The organism is Rubricoccus marinus, assembly GCF_002257665.1.
In the GTDB taxonomy this organism is placed as follows: domain Bacteria; phylum Bacteroidota; class Rhodothermia; order Rhodothermales; family Rubricoccaceae; genus Rubricoccus; species Rubricoccus marinus.
The window spans coordinates 1-17,584 of the sequence record NZ_MQWB01000010.1 but is presented as its reverse complement, the minus strand read 5'-3'; the positions used below and the strand labels follow the sequence as shown (position 1 = coordinate 17,584).

Here is a 17,584-nt window from a genome sequence, read left to right as displayed (position 1 = left end):
GTCGGTGCCCTTCGCGGGTGAGCCGCATTCTGTTAGCGCGCCTCCAATGGACTCCGCTCGACTGGAACGGTTGAAGGCCCTGATTTCGGAGCGCCAAGGCGTGCCCGAGCACGAGATCTGGCCGTCGTCCCGACTGACGGAGGACCTTGGCATGGCCGGGGCCGACGGGTGGGAGTTCGTCGAGTCGTTCGCAGATGCCTTCGAGGTAGACATCACCCGGTTCCAGTCCGATCCGCACTTCGGTCCAGAAGCGGGTTCGCCGCTCGTCGGCATCATCCTTGGCGCTGTGGTCGTCGCGGGCTCTATCTCGCTGTGGACCGTGCCCGTTTCTGCTATCGGTCTCGTCGCAGGCTACCGCTGGTTATCTCGTCGTAGCGCGAGGAGTGGGCCGTACACGGTCACTGTTGACGACCTCATGCGGTACGCGGAGGCGGGCGAGTGGACGTTCGATTATGAGCAGGCCAAACTCAACCACAATGCCCGGGCGCGCTAACCCGCGCTTGCAGGCCGACCGAGAGGGTCAGCGTCTCGGCGCGTCCAAGCACACCGTCAGTCATAGCTTCTTCCCACCGCCGCGCCGTCACCTCTCGGCGGCTGAATCGCAAACTGTTCTACGGCCCCATCCACACTCATGGCTCGTCCCAAAGGCAAGAGGGGCTTTCGGCCTATCACGGTGGACGGCAACGAGTACCGATGGAGGCTGAACACGTCCTCGGGACTGGTAGAGATCAACCTCGCCGATACCCAGAACCAGCGGCTGGCGGTAGATGTCGGTTGGCGGGACCCGTGGCTAGACATGCCGAGGCGGGCTGCCTCGGTGCCCCTGACGGTGACTCCTCGGGTCGTCGAGTCCGCTATCCGTCTCGGTTGAGCACAGGGTGGAATCCAGAATCCAAAGGGGAGCCGCTCAAGGTCTCCCTGCTGCCGGGGCCGTAGAACCCGCCACTGCAGGCCGACACATCGCTTCAGCGCTCTTGCCTCGTTCCACTACCAACGTCTACGTTGCCTCGTCCAACCGCTCTGCCGCGTTGTGCGGCTGAGTGGCAAACTGTTAGCTGGCCTCCGTGCACCGAATGTCTCAGAAGGACCCGCTAGCGGACGTACAGCGACGGATCGAGGATGACTTGAGACTCATCGTTGCGGGCGAGGTGGACCCCTACGACGCCGGGTGGCGGATCTGGGGCCAGGCGTTCGGACACGCCGCAGAGTACCCGGACATCATGTGGCCGACGTGGCTCATCTGGGGAGCGCTCACGGACCGAGTGGAAGTGAGGCCGGAGGAGACCGAGCAGGCTTATGAAGCCATCCGCCGCGCCGCTCGGGAGTGGTTGCTCCTGCCCGACGATCCGAGCGCGCAGGAGGCTTACTTCCAGCGGTGGGTGTACGAGGAGCTGGGCTACGAGCGTCCAGAGGATGCGAGCCCGGCCAGCTAACCCGCCGCTCCAGCGGACACAGGGCTCGGCCGCTTTGCCCCGTCCGCCCGCTGGCGTCTACATTGCCTCGCCCCGCCGTAAGTCTGCCCTGTGCCGCTGGGCGACCCCTCGTTACACGGCTACTCCGCCTCGCCTTGTCTAAGAGCTTCCATACCGACCCTCCCGAGATAATAGCTGGTCGGAGGCACGCCCGCGACGCCGCAGGACTCGCCGCTCTGCCGCGACTTATCGAGCGGAAGCCGTATCCCGGTGACGTTCACCCCCTCGACAAGGGGATTCTCCGTGGCGTGCTTCGCCGCGTCCCGGATAAGTACCTCTATGGCCTCAGCCGGATCGAGTTACGGGCACGCGGGGGCGACATCGGTCGTCCGTTCGGAGTCTATCTGCCCGACGAGAAAGCGATTCTCCTCTACTCCGTGCCGGAGGTCTGGCACTTGCCCCGTACAGGCTCATGGCTCCTCAACAGCCTCCACCGCTTTTATGCCGATGTACGAGAGGTGGAAGGCGGCTTGGAGGTTCGGTGGCCGGAAGACGGGTTCATGACGGTCTGGTTCTTCTACGCCGTGCTCGCCCATGAGCTCGGCCGCCACTACGCAGAGCAGTACCGCCGGAAGAACCGCCAGCCAGTCGGGGTGGTCCATGAAGAGATCGTAGCTGACCTGCACGCCCGGCGCATCTTTTCAGAGCGGCTAGAAGCGCCGCAATGCGCCCAACTCCACGTAGCCGTATAGGCCGCGGCTGTTGTTGGGCTGAAGTCAAGGGGCGACGGCGATTCCGGTCGATAGAGCGTGGAGAGGTGCGGGCGGTGAGCGAGTGCAGACCGCTACCCCGGTGGACCGCTTGGGGCCGAGCCCACGTATCCTGATCGTGTACCTCTCTGGCTGCACCCACACCTGGTTGCCCCCCTGACTGCGATGGACTACGACGAGAACAAAGTGGACGAGGCCGCGCTCGCGCTTCTCTGGCTGACCGCGTGGCGCGAGGCGTCCTATCCCGAGGGTGCGTTGGGGCCGGGGGAGCCGGCCGTGGAGGTGTGGCGCGCGTGGAGGGGGATCGACTGGGCTGTGCTCGACCGCCTGCATGCGGGGGGCCTGATCGGGGACCCGAAGACGAAGGCGAAATCGGTATGGCTGACCACGACGGGGCGCGCCCAGGCCGAGGCGGCCTTTGGCAGGCTGTTCGCGAGAGGGGAGGGCGGGGCGCCTGCTGGCGCTGCTCCTGACGACGCTGTCGGGGACGACGCCTCGCCGGACGCCCCTCGCAGCACGCGGTGACGCTATGGTGGTGCGTGCGACCCGTCGGCTGCTCTCGACTCGCTCCGCCCGCGCGCGGGGCGGTGGAAGCTCCAGCGTGCGTGGCCGCCTCGCACCCGGTCCTCCGCCGGAGGTCGGGTCCCTCGGGACGTGGTACGCGAACGTCGTCCCGCTGCCCTACCCAGGCCGTTCGGTCGTGCTGTTCATGGCCGCCGACGCCATGCTGAGCGTCGTCGCTCCAGGTCGGTCGCTTGGGACGACGCTGCCCGTTTTTCAGCACCGCGTGCCCCGCCTCTTGCACCGACTCGGGCTCCCGGAGGCGTGGGCCGAAGCGAAAGCGAGGGACCTGGCAGACATCCACATCGCGCGTGCGGGCGCCGAGACCCTAGACCGCCGGGTGCTCGGAACCATGAACGACGCGGCCGTCCAGATTCGCTACGATGCCGAGGCCGCTGGGGCGTTCGAGCGGCTCGACCTGGACGCTGTGGAGGATGGACTGGCGGACGTGCCGCTCGGTGCGCTCGGCTACAGCAGCCCGGCGGAGACCGTGGTGAGGGTTGCGAGGGGGGAGCGCTCTGGCGAGGAGCGCTCCGGCGGGTAGTGCCGGAGCGGCGCCGGCCGCTCGCGTGGGCGACCGTTGAGATGGATCCGCCGCGTCGTCCCGGCCGGGCTGAAACCGTTTACGGCGGGCGGGTGTGCGCCGAGAGTGACCGCGGAGGTCGCCGTTTCAACGGGAGACGGTGAACAGCCGCGCCTGGGCAGCGGAGCTGTCCACGGCGGAGCCGTCTACGGCGGCACCGTGGCCGCTCACGGTCACCCGAAGGGCGTAGACGCCCGCCGCCAGGCCGCTCGTGTCGACCTGGAGGTCCACGCGGCCACCGGGGTCTGTCCCCGGCCCAGCGAGCCGGTCGTAGACGACGGACACCTCGCGCCCGAGCGCGTCGTAGACCGCGGCACGCACGTGGGCAGGGCGGGCGAGCGTGAGCGTGGCCGTGGTGCGACTGCCCGCCGGGTTCGGGGTGGGCGCCGCGAGGGTGAACGGTTGGGCGTCGGGACCGTTTTCGCTGTCGGTCGAGGCGTCGATGGAGAGGCCGACGTCGCCCAGCGGCGTTTCGTCGCCGGTGGTATCGATGGCGGTCAGGCCAACCCGGTACGCGCCGACGGCGAGGGGGCCGCCAGAGGCCGCACGAGCGACGTCCAGGCCGTATGCCGACGGCTGGCCTCTGGCGTCGACCGCGCCCCACGTCGTCCAGGGCGACCCGAACACGTCGGCGCGGCCGTCGATGCGGAACGAGGCGACGCCCGCCTCGGCCGACTTGCTCCACGCGATGCGGGCGCCAGAGGTGGTATGCTCGGCAGTGAAGGAGGCGAGTGTGACGAGGACAGGCGGCGGGCCGAAGGCTCGCGAGGCGAGCGTGGCGTCGAGCACGAAGGGGTTGGCCGTGCCCTGGTGGGCCTCGATCGTCAGCGTCCGCTCGATCTCCGTTTGGCCTGGCGGGTCCTGCTCGTGCCAGTCGAGGAGCACGTCTCGCTGCGCGGTCCAGAACGCGGCGTCGAGGTGGTCCGCGCCCGAGGGGCCGTAGACGGTCCAGACGTAGAACATGGCGCGGGCGGCGTCGCCCGCTCGGTCCTCGCGCGGTTCGAGGACGGGGCTCGGCCCGTTGCGCTTCTCGGTGTAGAGGTCGCGGACTCGAAGTGGCGGCGGAGCGGTCCGCGTGGTGCCGTCGGGACCCCACCAGCGGTCGGCGTCTGTGTCAACGATCTCGCCGAACGGGTGATCGCTGCGGGACGAGTTGACCGACTGCATGACCGGCGCGAGGTGGTGCATGTCGCGGTGCGCGTCGGTGCCCTCGCTCGCGCCCCGGTTCTCGGGCCAGAGGTGCTCGGTGGAGAAGCGAGGGGAGGAGGCCCAGGCCGCTGCCGTCGGGTCGAGCGCCGGGTCGATCCAGACGGCGTGCCCGCTGTAGAAGCCGCGGAGCGAGTCGGTCGAGGTGCCACCCGCATCGCGCTCCATGTGGACGGCGGCGAAGAGGGTGTCGCGGGCGCGGTCGTAGGGGTAGGTGGAGACGGGCGCGTAGGTCGCGGCCAGCGCGGCCGTCAGCTCGTCTCCGGTGAGGCCGGGGTAGATCAGGCTCGCTGAGTTCGCGGGGGATGGGGGATCCGCTCGCCGGCGCTCGCTGGGGATCTCGCGCGCGACGGCGCGCGGGGGTGAGGGCTGTGAGGCCGCGTGCGGGACCCACGTGAGGACGGCGGCTGCGATCAGGGGGAGGCGCATCGGGGTCAGCGGGCGACGGTGAGCAGGCGGGTGACGGCCTGCGTGGCGCCCTCCGCTGTGACGCGGACGGTGTAGACGCCAGGGGCGAGGCGCGACACGTCGAGGCCGAGCACGGCCCCCACGGGCCTCTGGCGCAGGACGGTGCGGCCGAGGGCGTCGTAGACCGCCGCCACGACGCGGGTGCCGGGCGGTGCGGAGACGGTCAGGCGGGCCGCGCTGCGCGCCGGGTTGGGTGCGGGGCGAGAGACCGTCAACTCCCCGGCCTCTGGCGCCAGAGGCGCCGCGAGCGGTGTGTGGGGCGCGTCTTCGTCGTGGCCGGTGTCGACGGCGGGTGCGAGGAGGCCGAGGGGGACGGCGTCGCCAGAGGCCCACCCGCTCGCGGGATTGGCGGCGGATGCGGGCGCCTGCCAGCTGTTGAGGCGGCCGCGCGAGTGCGGGAGCGGCCCGGTCCAGGCGAAGTCGGCGTAGGCGGAGCCCGCGCCGGTGAGCTGGAGGGTGTGGCCGGGTGGGAGTTCGCTCCACTGCTGGACGCGGCGGTGGGTGCCGCCGGCCTGGCGCGGGCCGCGGATGGCGGTGCTCCACGCGAGCGAGTCGGGGTGCGCGGGCGACCCCGCGCCAGAGGCGTGGCGTTCGGCGGCCTCGTGGACGGGGCCGCTCGTGGCGTTGAACCGGCAGCCGCCGTAGGAGAGGAACTGCAGGAGGGCGCCGTCGGGGTCGGTGAGCGCGAGTCCCTGGCAGCCGCCCCGGAGCCCTTCGGCGCCTTGCCAGACGGCGCCGAGCCCGCCGCCTTCGTCGTCGATCGTGCCCCGGAAGGCGATGGCAGGGGAGTTGTCGGTGCCGTCGCCGTCAACCTGGTAGACGTACCCGTAGCCGGAGTAGACCCAGACGCGGTAGCCATAGAGGTCCGTCCCTGCGCGGCCTGCGATTTCTACGCCCTCGTTCTGGTCGGCGCCGCTGTTGGAGTGGTGGACCTCGTTGATCCACAGGTCGCGTGGGCGCGGCTGGTTGGCCCCCTGGTAGAACGTGCGGCGCATGAGCGTCGGGTCGAGCACGAAGGGGTTGCGGTTGCCCTGGATGCGGTACACGCGCTCGTTCCGCTCGCGCTCGGCGTCGTCGACGGGGTCGGCCTCGTGCCAGTCGAGAAGCACATCGAGTGTGGCGTCGATGAAGGCACGGCCTTCGTCGCCCATCTCGGCCTCGATGCGGTAGGTGGTGAGGAAGTAGGCGGCCATGCGCGCGACGTCGCCGCGCAGGGCGTGGCGCACGTCGAAGCGGCCGAGCTCGTCCAGCTCCTTCCAGCCGTCGCCGTTGTCCGACTGGCGGAGGAAATCGTACTCGACACGGCTCCAGGTCTCCGGGTCGGACGGCGGCCCCGACGAGTTGTAGCGGCTGGTGGCGTTTCGGAGCCACTTTTGGGTGTCGGACGCGGGGAAGTCGTCGCCAAAGGCGCGGTTCGAGCGGGCGGAGTTGAAGGGGCCGTAGGCCGGGGCGAGGTGGTGGAGGTCGTTGTGCGCGGCGCCGTCGGTGGAGGGGTGGGTCTGGGCGCCACGCGACCGGGGCCAGACGTGCTCGGTGTTGAAGTCCTGGGCCTGCATCTGCTCGCGCGGCGAGAGCGGCGAGCGCGGGGTCCAGGTGCGGACGAGGCCGCCGTAGAGGCCGCCCACGTCGCGTTCGTCGCCGCCCGCGCCAGAGGCCCAGACGGTCTCGAAGAGGTGGTCGCGGGCCTCGTCGTAGTTGTAGGTCCGGAGGGGGGTGAAGGCGCCTCGGATGCAGCTCTCGGCGGTCCAGCCTCGGAGCCCGTCGCAGACGACGGTGGCGGGGGCGCTCGGTACGAGGACCATCACGTCTTCGACCGCGGCGTGGTGACCGTCGGGGTGGGGGTGCGCGGGCGCGTCGGCGGCGAGGCCGAAGGCGGGCGCGCCCACGAGTCCGGGGACGGAGGCGGTCGGCAGGGCCGCGCCGTCTACGTGGACGGTCCAGGTGTGACCGGTGGAAGACGGGGCGCTCGTGATCACGACCGGGACGCGCCGGGCGTAGCCGCTGGCGGGGAGCGTGCCGAGGGCGACCGGTGCCGCCGCGGCGCCAGAGGCGACGGCGACGGCATCGACGGCGACCGTTCTGCCCGTCGCCGTCCAGCGGAGCCGGAGCGCGGCGTAGTTGTGGGGGTCCCGGTAGCGCTCCATGAGGTAGAGCGTGACGTCGGCGGTGTGGCCCTGGGGCTCCCACACGACGGCGCGGAGGGTGCGCTCGCCGGTCGGCCCCCGGCCCACGGCGATGGCGGGAGAGCCGGGCTGAAAGGCGAGTCGGCTGGACGTGACGGTGGGCTTGAGCGCGTCGTCCGCTGTGCCCTCGACCGTCCAGGCCTCGCCGATCTCCGGCGCGTGCTGGTCGATGGGCGTGTCGCCTGCCTGGCAGCACATCGCGTCGAAGAGCACGAGGGTCTGGTCGTCGTCGGTGTAGGTCTGCGCGGTGACGGGGACCGCGAGCAGGGCGAACGCCAGAGGCACGAGCCGGGAGCAGAGCGAGAGGGGAGAGGCGGCCATGGGCGGCGAGGGTTAGGGATCGAGCGCGTCCAGGCCGTCGGCCCAGAGACCGGCGCCAGAGGCGCGGGCCTCGCGTTGGAGGGCGCGGTAGTAGCCCATCCGCTCGTGCGGATAGCGTCCGCCGCCGTCATAGGCGTGGGCGTAGCCGTCGGCGATCATGCGGGCGCCGAAATCGAAGGGCTGGCCGAAGTCGTCGGTGGCGTGGATGGTGCCGACGAGACGGCCGTAGCGGTCGCGTTGGGCGGGTGCCCGCCCATCATCCGTCACCACGCGGACGGCCGCGCCGGGCGGTAGGAGGCGGGCGGCATGACTGGAGGCACCAGCCCCTAGCGCACGGATGGCTTCGCGGTCGAGCGCGCTGCGTTGGCCCTGGGCTCGGGCCACGTCGCGGTCGAGCTTCGAGGAGGCGTGTGTCTCGGGCGTGTCGATGCCCTGGACGCGGACCTTTTCCTCGCGGCCTCTGGCGTCGGTGAGCACGACCGTGTCGCCGTCGACGATGCGCTCGACGGTGTAGGCCTCGCCGGGGGCTCTGTCCGTCGTCGCGGCCCGGCCGTCGCCCGGCGCGCATCCGGCCAGGAGAACGGTGAGGAGCGCGACGACGCGCGCCACGCCAGAGGCGGACTGGAGGGAGAGCCCCGGCGGTGGCGCCGCCGCAAGGGTGGCGCTTGAGGGCCTTCCGGCCAGGTGCGGGGTGGCTTCGAGGCGCGGCACTACTTCGCCTCGGGCTTGGGCTGGAACATGAAGAACACCCGGTAGACGCGGAAAATCAGGTAGCCCAGGACGGTGAGCAGCGTGAGGATGATGTAGAGGTCGGTGTTGCGGACGCCGATCATGAGCACCCGGAGCGCGCCGAGGCCGATGAGGAAGAAGACGTAGATGAGGCCGAGGTTGAAGAAGGGCGCGTCGTCCCGGGCTTGGAGGTCGCGCACGTCCTGGCTCGTCACGAGCTTGGACTGCGCGCCGTCGTGCATCATCGCGCGCATGGCGGCCGGGTTGCCCTCGGCGCGTCGGATGACCTCGCGGCGGTAGTGGTGCACGTCGGCGCACGTGATGCCGTAGCGCTGGAGGAAGTACTCGAAGAGCGCCGCGATGTGGCGGGGGTCCAGCGGGCGCACCCGGATCTGGCCGAAGGTGGCGAAGAACATCCGCATCGAGCGCGACGGCGGGATGCTCCGGATGGCGCCGACGATGGTGGCGCGTTGCTGGATCTCGCGGAGGAAGAGGCCCTGGCTGGGGGTCGCGCGGTCGAGCGCGTCGATGACGACGACGAGGCGCGGCGCGCGGCCCCCACCGGCGAGGTCGTGGAGGGACGCCACGACGGCTTCCTGCCGGTCGGCGACGGTCCGGAGGAGCTTTTTGACCTCGGCCCAGGCGTACTCGGCGCAGGCGGCGGCGCGCATGGGGAGCGGGATGCCGGGCAGCGCGAGGATGCCGAGCTCGTGGAAGGCCTCGGCGAGGGAGTCGACGAGCCGCCCGTGCGGCCCGGCCTCGGCGACGTAGACGAGGGTGTAAGCCTCGCCTCGCTTCTGGGGCATCGTGACGTATCTGCGGCGGACGGTCTTTTGCTCGGCCGGGTCGAGGAGGACCTTGTGCCCTGCGACGACGGCCGCGAGGTCTTCGAGGATGCGCGTTTTGCCGATGCCCTCGGCGCCGATCAGCAGCGTGTGGCGGCCGACCTTGGTGCGCTCGGCGAGTTCGGCCAGGAGTTCGCCGTGACCGAATCGGATCGGGTCGGTGAGGACGGTGCAGTCGGGCGCGCCGGGCACGCCCTGCGGGCGGAGCCGGGCCGCTCCCGGCCCGAAGCCGACGGCGGCGCCCTCCGCCAGAGGCGAGCGCGCGATGGAGCGGGTGCGTGGGGCGGTGGTGGCCGGCATCACTGGCAGAGCCTCGCCCAGAGCTGTCCGACCTCGTGGATCACGACGTCGTCCACGTGGGCGTTGGCGGAGTGGAACGTGAGGAGCTGGGTGCAGACGTCGCCGTAGATCTTGCCCCGGGCGCGCTTGTAGCCGTGCCAGCGCTTGGGCGGGTCGTCGCACAGGAGCGCCCGGAGGTAGGCGACGGTGTCGACGGCCGAGACGGGCGAGGCGATGCCGGTCTCGGTCAGGACGTGCTGCTCGTGGGCGACGGCTTTGTCGCGGCCGATGGCGTCCTCGAAGAGCGCGTAGACGCTGGCCCGGAGCACGTCGAGCTCGGTGGCGAGGACGTGGCGGGCGCCGCCAGAGGCCGGGAGGGAGGGCGCCGAGGCGGGCGTCCGGATCTCGGGCGCTGCGGCGCTCGGCGTTTCCTCGGGCGTGCCGCCGGGGAGGGCGTCCGGCGTGCTCGGCTCCGGGGGTGTGTGCGCCACGAGTGGCACGTCGGCGGGTAGGAGCGGAGGGCCTGCCACGTCCTGGTCAGGAGAGACGGGCTCCAGCCCGCTCTGCCCGTCTCCGGATGGGCTGCAGGGGAGAGGCAGCCCGACCGGCTCGGTGCTGATCGGACTGGCGGTGACGCCCAGCCCCGCGAAGGGCTGGACGCCGCCGCCGCCTTGCATCTCGCGCACCATGGCCGCCAGGCCGACGTGGTGGGGATGCGTGGGCGCGACGGCGCCCGGGTTCTGGGCCGCGTCGCGGAGGTAGTGCTCGACGGCCTCCACCTGGTCCGGTGGGGCCTCGGCGCGAAGCTGGGACGCCATGACGGTCGCCTGCTGCGCGGCCTGGGTCGGGTCCACCGCTCGCCGGGCTTCGGCGAGGCGGTTGGCCTGCTCGATGGCGGCGTCGAGGTCGAACGGCTTGCCCGCCCGGTGGGGGAGGGCCGCGCGGTTTTTGGCCCGGTCGTAGAGGAGCACGCGTCCGCGCACGCCGTCGAGGGGGCCCGCCAGAATGGACGCGAGCCCGACCGGATCGATCGCGCTGGGCGCGATGGCAGGCGCGACGCGGGGTCGGGCGCCTCCGTCCGCCAGAGGCGGCAGTGGGACGGTGGCGACAGATCCCGCCAGAGGCGGGTCGGTGCCGATGGACCCGGCCAGCACGTCGAGGTCGAGCAGGCGGATGCGTGGCTCTCCGGGCTGGGAGAAATCGTTGACCTCCAGGATGCCGCCTCCGCATCCGCAGCAGACGATCTGCTGGGCGACGAGCGGCGCCGAGTCGGCGCCGTCGACGTGGAGCTTGAGGCACTCGCTGAAAAAGACGGTCTCCACGAACCGGGCGCAGTCCTCTTCGCTGAGTTCGTAGACCGACACGAAGGCGGGGCGCCCGGCGTCGCGGTGCTCGATAAAGCGGGCCAGCGCGACGGCGGGCGTGACGGGGTAGCGGTAGTCCGCGGTGGTGCGGGCGACGGCGAGGAGTTGTCCCGAGACGGCGACGTAGCTGTCGTAGAACGGTCCGAGCGCGTCGTGCTGCTGTCCGTCGCCGGGCTCGTAGCGGACGACGACGAGGGAGACGACGCCCTGGGCCTGCTGGTCCGCGAGGCCCACCGGGTCGGCATAGGCGACAGGGACGTGTTGGAAGATGGGCGTCGCTGTGGTCAGCATGGGGTGCGCCTTCGGCGCGGGGATGGGGGATGCCGCGCGCCGGCGCGCGCTAGGGATGAGGGATGGGGGGGATGCCGCTGTCGGGTGCGTGGTGCTCGGGCGGTGCGCCGGCTTGGAGGGCGAGGGCGGGGTCGCCAGAGGCCGAGAGGGTGGCGAGGCGGGCGGCGACCGTGGCGCAGGCGTGCTCGGCCGAGAGCACGGCGAGGCGGGAGCGGGCGAGGGCCTCGTAGTCGATTTCGGACTGCTCGTACTTCATCTCGGCCAGGCGGAGGAGTTCGCGCTGGGCGCTGAGGTGGCGGGCGAGGAAGCCGGCTTCGATGCGGAGCTGGGCGGCCACCAAGTCGGCGCGGCGCTGGGCCTGGGCTTGGCGCTCCTGGCGGTCGGCCTCGCGCTGGGCGCGTGCGAGGACACGCTCGCGGTCTCGCGCCTGCTGCTGCTCGCGGCGGGCCTGGTACGCGTCGATGCGGGCCTCGGCGACGGCGACGGCGTTGCGGGCGCGGTCGACGGGGCGGCGGTCGAGGACCTGGTCGATGGACCATGAGAGCGTGACGCCCCAGGTGTCGCCGGGCCATCGGGCGATGGCGGCGTAGGCGGGGTCGTACCCCTGGGAGGAGATCGACGGGAAGGCCAGTCCACGGGTGGACATGCTCACGAAGAAGTCGGCGGCGGGGCGCCAGCGGCGCCATCCTGTGACGGCGCGCAGCTCCGACTGGGCGAGGTCGAGACGGGCGCGCTCGACGCGGAGCCCGGCGTCGGACGTGTCGGCGAGGAGGGAAAGGGCCGTGATCGGGTCGTCCTGCGTCAGGCCGGTGCCGGGGAAGTCCTGGGCGAGTGCCGCGCGCGAGGGGAGGATGAGGAGCGCTGCGAATGCGAAGAGCGCCGCGGCGGACCGGAGCAAGCCTCTGGCGTTCGGTTCGTCGCCGGGCGGGTCGGTGAGTCGGCGCATAGGAGGTGGGGTCTAGGCCTCGGCCGTGGCCTCCCCCTCCAAGGAGGGGAGGGGCACGAGAAGCCCGATGGCGGGCGCGTCCTCGGGACGGAGTCCGGCTGTGGTGGCCAGGTCTTTGAGGAAGCCGTCGCCTAGCACGGGGCGGCCAGCGAAGAGGCTGAGCGTCTGGCTGGCGAGCTGGGCATGGAAGCCCTCGGGCATGGCGGAGTAGCGCTGGCAGTGGTGAAGCCGGAGCGCTGCGACGGCGCCCCGGTCTACGTCGAGCCCGGCCGCGCGGACGGCCTCGTTGACGACGCAGAGGTCGTACTGGTGGCCGGTCAGCATCCGGTAGAGCGCGAGCGCGACCGAGCGGCGGCGGAAGGGGTCGAGGGCGTCGAGCATGGATCAGCAGGGGTTGCCGGAGCACTCGATGCAGCGGCAGCGGTCGAGGCCGAGTCCGCAGTCGGTGCAGATGTCCAGGGGGCGGGGGAAGAGCCAGTCGAGAAGCCAGTCGAGCATGGGCGGGGGCGCCTGCGGCGCGGGAGTGGGGAGGGGCCAGTCGCCAGTGGCGGGTCCGGCCGGAGGGTTCCCTACGGGCCCATCCCGACTGGCCACTGGCCCGCACGCGACGCGAGCGCTATCCCTCGGTGTTCTCGCGGATCACCACGCCGTCGCCGCCCCGCTGTTTGGTTTGGCGGAAGCTGGTGTCGGGGTAGTCGTTGCGGGAGACGAGCGAGCCGTCGGCGAGGTCGCCCGACGAGCTGAGGGTGCGGAGCAGCGTGCCGGTGAAGGACCCGTCGGCTGAGATGGCGAAGTCCGCGCCGAAGTACCGCGTCCGCACCGCGCCGTCAGCGCCACCGTCCCGGACCGTGCCGGTGCCGTTGGTGTTGAGCGTGACGACGGGCTCGCGGACGGTGACCGCCTCGCGCAGCTCGGCGTTGGCGTAGCCGACGACGGCCAGGCCCACGCCCGGCGAGTAGACCTGGGCGACGCGCCACGTGTCGTAGGCGGCGAAGCTGGCCTCGGCGTCGTCGCTCGCGCCGGTGAGGTAGGCGTTGGTGCCGGCCCCGAGGGCGGTCACGAAGGCGTCGAGGTCCGCGTAGGTGAGGAAGGTGAGCGTGACCGACTCGACGGCGTCGAGGTCCGCCGTGGCGGCGTCGGCGTCGTGGTCCACGCCGCGCGCGTGCTGGACGCGGGCGGTCCAGACGCCGACGCCCTGGGGCTGGCGGTACTGCAGGGTGAGCAGGTAGCCCTTGGCGTTGCCGGTGTCGTAGATGCCGGTGTACGTGGTGGTGTCGACCCGAGCGCTCATGGAGGCCATCGCCAGAGGGAGGGAGGCGTCCTTGGCGGCAGACGACGCGTTGAAGCCGAGGTCGAACAGGTCTTCGACCTCCTGGAAGGCGGCCGTGACGAGCGCCTGCTGGTTGGCGGAGATCGGTTCGAGCGGGTCCGGTCCGACGGGGCTGGGGGTCTCGATGACCGTGTCACAGGCGGCGAGCGTGAGGGCCAGCGTAAGGGCGGCGGCGAGAAAGCGAGAGAGTCGCATCATGACGGGGAGGGTTGAGGGTGCGTCCCGGCGGGGAGTGGCGATGGGGATCGCCGGTGCGCCGGTGGGCGGAGTGAGGCCGTCCAGGGGGTGGATCAGCCGAGGATGCGGGGCGGCTCGCCTGGCAGAGCCGGGCGGCACGTCTCCGCGTGAGGTGTGTCGGGCTGGGTCTGGTCGCCAGAGGCCCGGCGACTGCGGGACCCGGTCCCTCTAGGGCGTTCGTGCCGCCGGTCGGCGGGCGTGGGTGGCGTCCCTCTCGCCGGCAGGAGCGCGAGACGAAGTAGGGGCAGGGAGGCGGTCGGGCGCAGTTGTGCGCGGCGCGACGAGCACGACACGCACCTCGGTCCGGTCGGGGCCGACCTCGCGGCGTTCGATCTGGCGCACGGTGCCTGCGCCGGTGGAGAGCACGTAGCCGTCGCGGACGGCGGCCTGCTGCCGGATGCGTGCGCGGCGGAGGCGGGCGCTGGCGGTGCGGATGCGCTCGGCTCGGCCACGCTGCCACTCCGCCCGACGTGCGGAGGCCGCGGCTTCGGCGGCGGAGAGCTGGGCGCGGAGGTCGGCGGCCTCGGCGCGGGCGGCCTCCACGGCCGACGGCGGCTCGAAGCCCTCGGCGGCGCGGTCTTGGACGCGGGCCTCGGCAGCCTCGGCAGCGGCGAGCCTCTGGCGGAGCGCGACGTTGTTGGACGCCAGAGGCGGGAGGTCGCCCTGGGCCGCGGCGAGGTTGGCTGCAGCCTCGGCCACGTCGAGCTGCGCGGTGAGCAGCGACGCGGACGTGAGAGCGGCGAGGGTGTCGCCGAGCGCCACGGTGTCGCCTTCGTCGATGAGAAGCCGGGGCGGCTCGGACGGCTTGTGCGCGAAAGACACGCGGCGGACCTCGGACGAGCCCATGCCCTCCGGGTCGTAGGATTCGGCCAGGCCGGTGGGGAGGTAGACGCGGACGTTGACGACGCCCGCCTCGACGATGGAGCCGAGAAGCTGCAGCCGCTCCAGGTCGCGGAGCGTGGCGAAGCGGAAGGCGATCCTCTTCTCCGCGCCGGTGACGGTGTTGAAGTGGAACTCGTCGGGCGTGACGCCCGCGGCCTCGGTGAGGGTGACCTGGCCGTCGAGGAGGTGGCGGACGCGCGTTCCGTCGGCGGTGCGCGGGACGAGGTTCTCGAGGTCGGCCAGCACGCGGCCCTCCATGTTGATCTGCCGCCGCGAGATGGTGACGTGCTCGCCCTGGTGCGCCACGACGCGGTCGGGCTGGAAGTTGGCGGTGTAGGCCGGCCCGAGGGAGAACACGAGCCCGTCGGTGCTGTCGCGCACGAGGAGCGTGTTGGCGCCCGTCGTGCCGATGGCCTCGAAGCGGCCCGAGAGGCGGCGCATCTGCTGGGGGTCCGACGCCTCGACGTCCACGTGGACGATGTAGCCCTCGGCGCTCCAATCGAGGAAGTCGCGGACGGCGGCGGAGGCGTCGGCCTGGACGCGGCGGACGAGGCGCTGGTAGCCGTCGGCCTGGACGAACCCGAAGGGGATGGTCACGATCAGGAAGCCGACGCCGAAAAAGGTGTCGGCGCGGCTCCCCGTCGTGGTGCGGTAGGCGGTCTCCTGCCGGTTATAGAACGGGAAAACCCCGCGCACGTCGCTCCACGGCCAGAAGATGCGGACGCCCTGGACGGTGAGGGTGTCGAGAAAGCAGTGCGAGGTGTAGCCCGCCAGGACGGCCGCGTAGAGGTGGGGCAGGTCGGCCCAGACGAACGGGAGCGCCAGCACGCCCACGGCGACCTGCGCCGCGTAGCAGTGGGTGATGGTGCGGTGGCCGAAGCGTCGCTCGATGCGCCGGGCGACGGGCGCGCACATCCGGCCGACGGTGCTGCCCAACGTGTCGACGTCGGGCGCCGCGGACGCGGCTGCGGCGACGACGATGCCCGTGGGCGTCCACGGCACCTGGAAAAAGGTGGCGCTCACGGTGTAGGCGAGCACGCCGCCGGTGATGTGGGTGCCTAGGCGCAAGGGGGATGGGGGATGTCGCTGGCTTCGCCGACCTGCCGGTTCGCTCCGCTCGCTGGGGATGAGGGATGAGGAGCGTCGTGCTCGAATCGGACGTCTCGGTGGGGGTTGAGGCGGCGGAGGTGGGCGAGGACCTCGGCGCCAGAGGCCTCTGGCGTGAAGGGGAGAGGCACGGCCTCGATGCCTGCCAGCCGGACGAGGGCGGGGTCGTGGAGCACGTAGCCGGTGGCGGACCTGCGGACGGTGAGGGGGGAGCGGGCCTTGCGGGTCACTCCGGTGTCTCGCGCTCGGCTACGTGTCGGATCCTCAGGCATGGCTCACGAGCGGAACATGATGGTGGTGAGCGTCCACGCCTCGGTGCGGTCGGAGCCGTCGAGGCGGGCGTAGAGCTCGATCTGGTATTCGCCCTGGGGGGCGAAAAGGCCGCTCGGTCCGACGCCGCGCCAAGCGGCCGTGCGTGGCCCGGCGGTCTCGCGGCGCTCCTGGGTGATCTGGCGCACCAGCTCCTTGTTGCCGTCGGGGTCGACCCGCACGACGCGGATCTGCACCAGGGCGGGCTCGTCCAGGCTGTACTGGATGGTGCAGGGCTGGGTAAAGGCGTTGAACGTGGGGCTGACGCGGTAGCCCTGGACGATGACGAAGTCGGTGACGCCGACGGGCGGCGTGCAGGCGCCGAGCGCGGCCGTGGCCAGCGCGAGGAGGAGCGTCGCCGCGCCAGAGGCCCGGTGGGGTGGGAGGGGCCGGATCACTGTCTCAGGGCCGAACGGCCGGTAGAGCGCGCAGACGCGCGCGGGGTGGGGCGGCCGGTGCCGAAGCCTGCGCCCTCCACGATGGCACGCAGGCCTTCCTCCTCGACGTAGGTGTAGATCTCCGTGGTCGAGATCGTCGCGTGCCCGAGGAGGTCCTGGACGCCGCGGAGGTCGCCCGAGGTGGCGAGGGCGCGCGTGGCGAAGGTGCGGCGGAGCACGTGGGGCGTGAGCCGGTGGCGGGTGCCGACGCGTCGCCCGAGGGCGAGGCAGTCCAGGCGGATCTGTTTGGGCCCGACGGGCTGGCCGGAGAGGGTCAGCAGGACGCGGTCGGTGGCGCGGGGGACGGCCCGGCGGACGGCGAGCCAGTCGGAGAGCGCGGGGTAGGCGGCGCCGACGAGGGGGACGGTCCGGATCTTGGACCCCTTGCCCGAGAAGGTGAGCGCGAAGCCGGTGGGCTTGGCGACGATGGACTCGGCGGCGAGGGCGCGGACCTCGCCGGTCCGGAGGCCGCCCATGCCCATGAGGGTCAGTGCGGCGCGACGGCGGGCGGCGTGGAAAAGGGCGGCAAAGGCCCTCTGCCTGGGCTGGCCGCGCTCCGCTTCGACGAAGGCCCCGTTGGCCTCGGTGGTGTCGGCGGTGAGGAGGTGCAGGACACGCTCGAACTCGTCGTCCGAGAGGACCTTGTGGGTCTCACTCTTGCGGTCGAAGCCGGGGAGGTCGAGGGCGTCGAAGGGGTTGGCCGCGACGAGCTCGATGGCGCGGAGGTGGCGGTAGAACGACCGGACGCACGAGATCCGGCGTCGGACGGTGCGGGGCGCCAGCTCGCCCGCGAGCCGCGACAGAAACAGTTCGGCGTCCCGTCGCGCGACATCGGTGTAGCGAACGCGGCGGCTGTTCAGGAAGGCCTCGAAGGCGCGGAGGTCGGTCCGGTAGGCGCTCTCCGTGTGCGCGCTGCCGGTCCGGGTGTGGCGGGTCCGGGCGATGAACAGCTCGACGGCGTCGGCCAGGGAGGTCGGCCTGGCATCCGCCCGGGCCTGGGTGCGCGCCGTCGTCTCGGCGTGCCCGGGAGCGGGCAGGAGGAGGCCAGGTCGAGGTCCTGAGTCGGTGGAGCGGGCGGATGAGGCCACGAGCGTGGACGCTGGAGAACGGGGAGTGTTCGTCATGCCAGCCTCTGGCGTGACGATGCCGGAAGAACCCGGACAGGCGGCTCCGTGTCAAGCGCACCACGGGACCTCCCCTATGTGCGAGGGGTGTCGGGCTGCGAGGTCGACGCCCTCGAACCGGCCAAGACAGGCCCTTTGGGCCGAAACGCGCGCCACACCTATCAGGCGACACATCGCCCCGGTCTGCGCATCTTTTTTTT

Annotated in this window: 18 protein-coding genes; 6 read left to right on the top strand and 12 right to left on the bottom strand. The window is 71.8% G+C overall.

Annotated features, from left to right (window positions below; genetic code table 11):
- Positions 1-46: 46 nt before the first annotated feature.
- From BSZ36_RS16920 to BSZ36_RS16900, 6 genes are all read left to right on the top strand, one after another.
- On the top strand, positions 47-493 hold the full coding sequence (locus BSZ36_RS16920) for a DUF1493 family protein (protein WP_094551464.1): 447 nt from the start codon (positions 47-49) through the stop codon (positions 491-493).
- A gap of 138 nt (positions 494-631) precedes the next feature.
- Positions 632-871 (top strand): hypothetical protein, encoded by a 240-nt coding sequence (locus BSZ36_RS19095; protein ID WP_143536964.1) that lies wholly within the window; start codon positions 632-634, stop codon positions 869-871.
- A 253-nt stretch (positions 872-1,124) separates the two neighbouring features.
- Positions 1,125-1,433 (top strand): hypothetical protein, encoded by a 309-nt coding sequence (locus BSZ36_RS16915; RefSeq protein ID WP_143536963.1) that lies wholly within the window; start codon positions 1,125-1,127, stop codon positions 1,431-1,433.
- 134 nt (positions 1,434-1,567) lie between these two features.
- Positions 1,568-2,164: a hypothetical protein gene (locus BSZ36_RS16910; protein ID WP_143536962.1), complete on the top strand. Its 597-nt coding sequence runs from the start codon at positions 1,568-1,570 to the stop codon at positions 2,162-2,164.
- A 183-nt stretch (positions 2,165-2,347) separates the two neighbouring features.
- Positions 2,348-2,707, top strand: coding sequence for a DUF6429 family protein (locus BSZ36_RS16905; RefSeq protein ID WP_218827731.1), 360 nt, complete (start codon positions 2,348-2,350; stop codon positions 2,705-2,707).
- A 76-nt stretch (positions 2,708-2,783) separates the two neighbouring features.
- Positions 2,784-3,287, top strand: a complete 504-nt coding sequence (locus BSZ36_RS16900; protein WP_094551458.1) for a DUF6933 domain-containing protein — start codon at positions 2,784-2,786, stop codon at positions 3,285-3,287.
- Between the two features lie 126 nt (positions 3,288-3,413).
- On the opposite strand, the gene BSZ36_RS16895 is transcribed toward BSZ36_RS16900, so the two are convergent.
- From BSZ36_RS16895 to BSZ36_RS16845, 12 genes are all read right to left on the bottom strand, one after another.
- On the bottom strand, positions 3,414-4,961 hold the full coding sequence (locus tag BSZ36_RS16895) for an endonuclease (protein WP_094551456.1): 1,548 nt from the start codon (positions 4,959-4,961) through the stop codon (positions 3,414-3,416).
- A 5-nt stretch (positions 4,962-4,966) separates the two neighbouring features.
- Positions 4,967-7,504, bottom strand: coding sequence for an endonuclease (locus BSZ36_RS16890; protein WP_094551454.1), 2,538 nt, complete (start codon positions 7,502-7,504; stop codon positions 4,967-4,969).
- Between the two features lie 12 nt (positions 7,505-7,516).
- Positions 7,517-8,215 (bottom strand): thermonuclease family protein, encoded by a 699-nt coding sequence (locus BSZ36_RS19585; protein ID WP_179271262.1) that lies wholly within the window; start codon positions 8,213-8,215, stop codon positions 7,517-7,519.
- Positions 8,215-9,378 carry a hypothetical protein gene (locus BSZ36_RS19580; RefSeq protein WP_179271261.1) on the bottom strand — a complete coding sequence of 388 codons (1,164 nt, stop codon included), beginning with the start codon at positions 9,376-9,378 and terminating at the stop codon, positions 8,215-8,217. Before BSZ36_RS19580 ends, BSZ36_RS19585 begins: the two co-directional genes overlap by 1 nt.
- Positions 9,378-11,012, bottom strand: a complete 1,635-nt coding sequence (locus BSZ36_RS16880; RefSeq protein WP_094551452.1) for a hypothetical protein — start codon at positions 11,010-11,012, stop codon at positions 9,378-9,380. Before BSZ36_RS16880 ends, BSZ36_RS19580 begins: the two co-directional genes overlap by 1 nt.
- 49 nt (positions 11,013-11,061) lie before the next feature.
- Positions 11,062-11,958, bottom strand: a complete 897-nt coding sequence (locus BSZ36_RS16875; RefSeq protein ID WP_094551450.1) for a hypothetical protein — start codon at positions 11,956-11,958, stop codon at positions 11,062-11,064.
- A 12-nt stretch (positions 11,959-11,970) separates the two neighbouring features.
- Complete coding sequence (locus tag BSZ36_RS16870) at positions 11,971-12,339, bottom strand: hypothetical protein (RefSeq protein ID WP_094551448.1); 369 nt, start codon at positions 12,337-12,339, stop codon at positions 11,971-11,973.
- A gap of 235 nt (positions 12,340-12,574) precedes the next feature.
- Positions 12,575-13,486, bottom strand: a complete 912-nt coding sequence (locus BSZ36_RS16865) for a hypothetical protein (RefSeq protein WP_094551446.1) — start codon at positions 13,484-13,486, stop codon at positions 12,575-12,577.
- A gap of 207 nt (positions 13,487-13,693) precedes the next feature.
- A complete protein-coding gene (locus BSZ36_RS16860; RefSeq protein WP_094551444.1) occupies positions 13,694-15,475 on the bottom strand; it encodes a metal-dependent hydrolase in 1,782 nt (593 codons plus the stop codon).
- Positions 15,466-15,744, bottom strand: a complete 279-nt coding sequence (locus BSZ36_RS16855; RefSeq protein WP_094551442.1) for a hypothetical protein — start codon at positions 15,742-15,744, stop codon at positions 15,466-15,468. Before BSZ36_RS16855 ends, BSZ36_RS16860 begins: the two co-directional genes overlap by 10 nt.
- A 45-nt stretch (positions 15,745-15,789) precedes the next feature.
- Positions 15,790-16,221, bottom strand: a complete 432-nt coding sequence (locus BSZ36_RS16850) for a T9SS type B sorting domain-containing protein (protein WP_094551440.1) — start codon at positions 16,219-16,221, stop codon at positions 15,790-15,792.
- Positions 16,218-17,384, bottom strand: coding sequence for a tyrosine-type recombinase/integrase (locus BSZ36_RS16845; protein ID WP_094551438.1), 1,167 nt, complete (start codon positions 17,382-17,384; stop codon positions 16,218-16,220). The genes BSZ36_RS16850 and BSZ36_RS16845 overlap by 4 nt, the downstream gene beginning before the upstream one ends.
- Positions 17,385-17,584 lie beyond the last annotated feature (200 nt).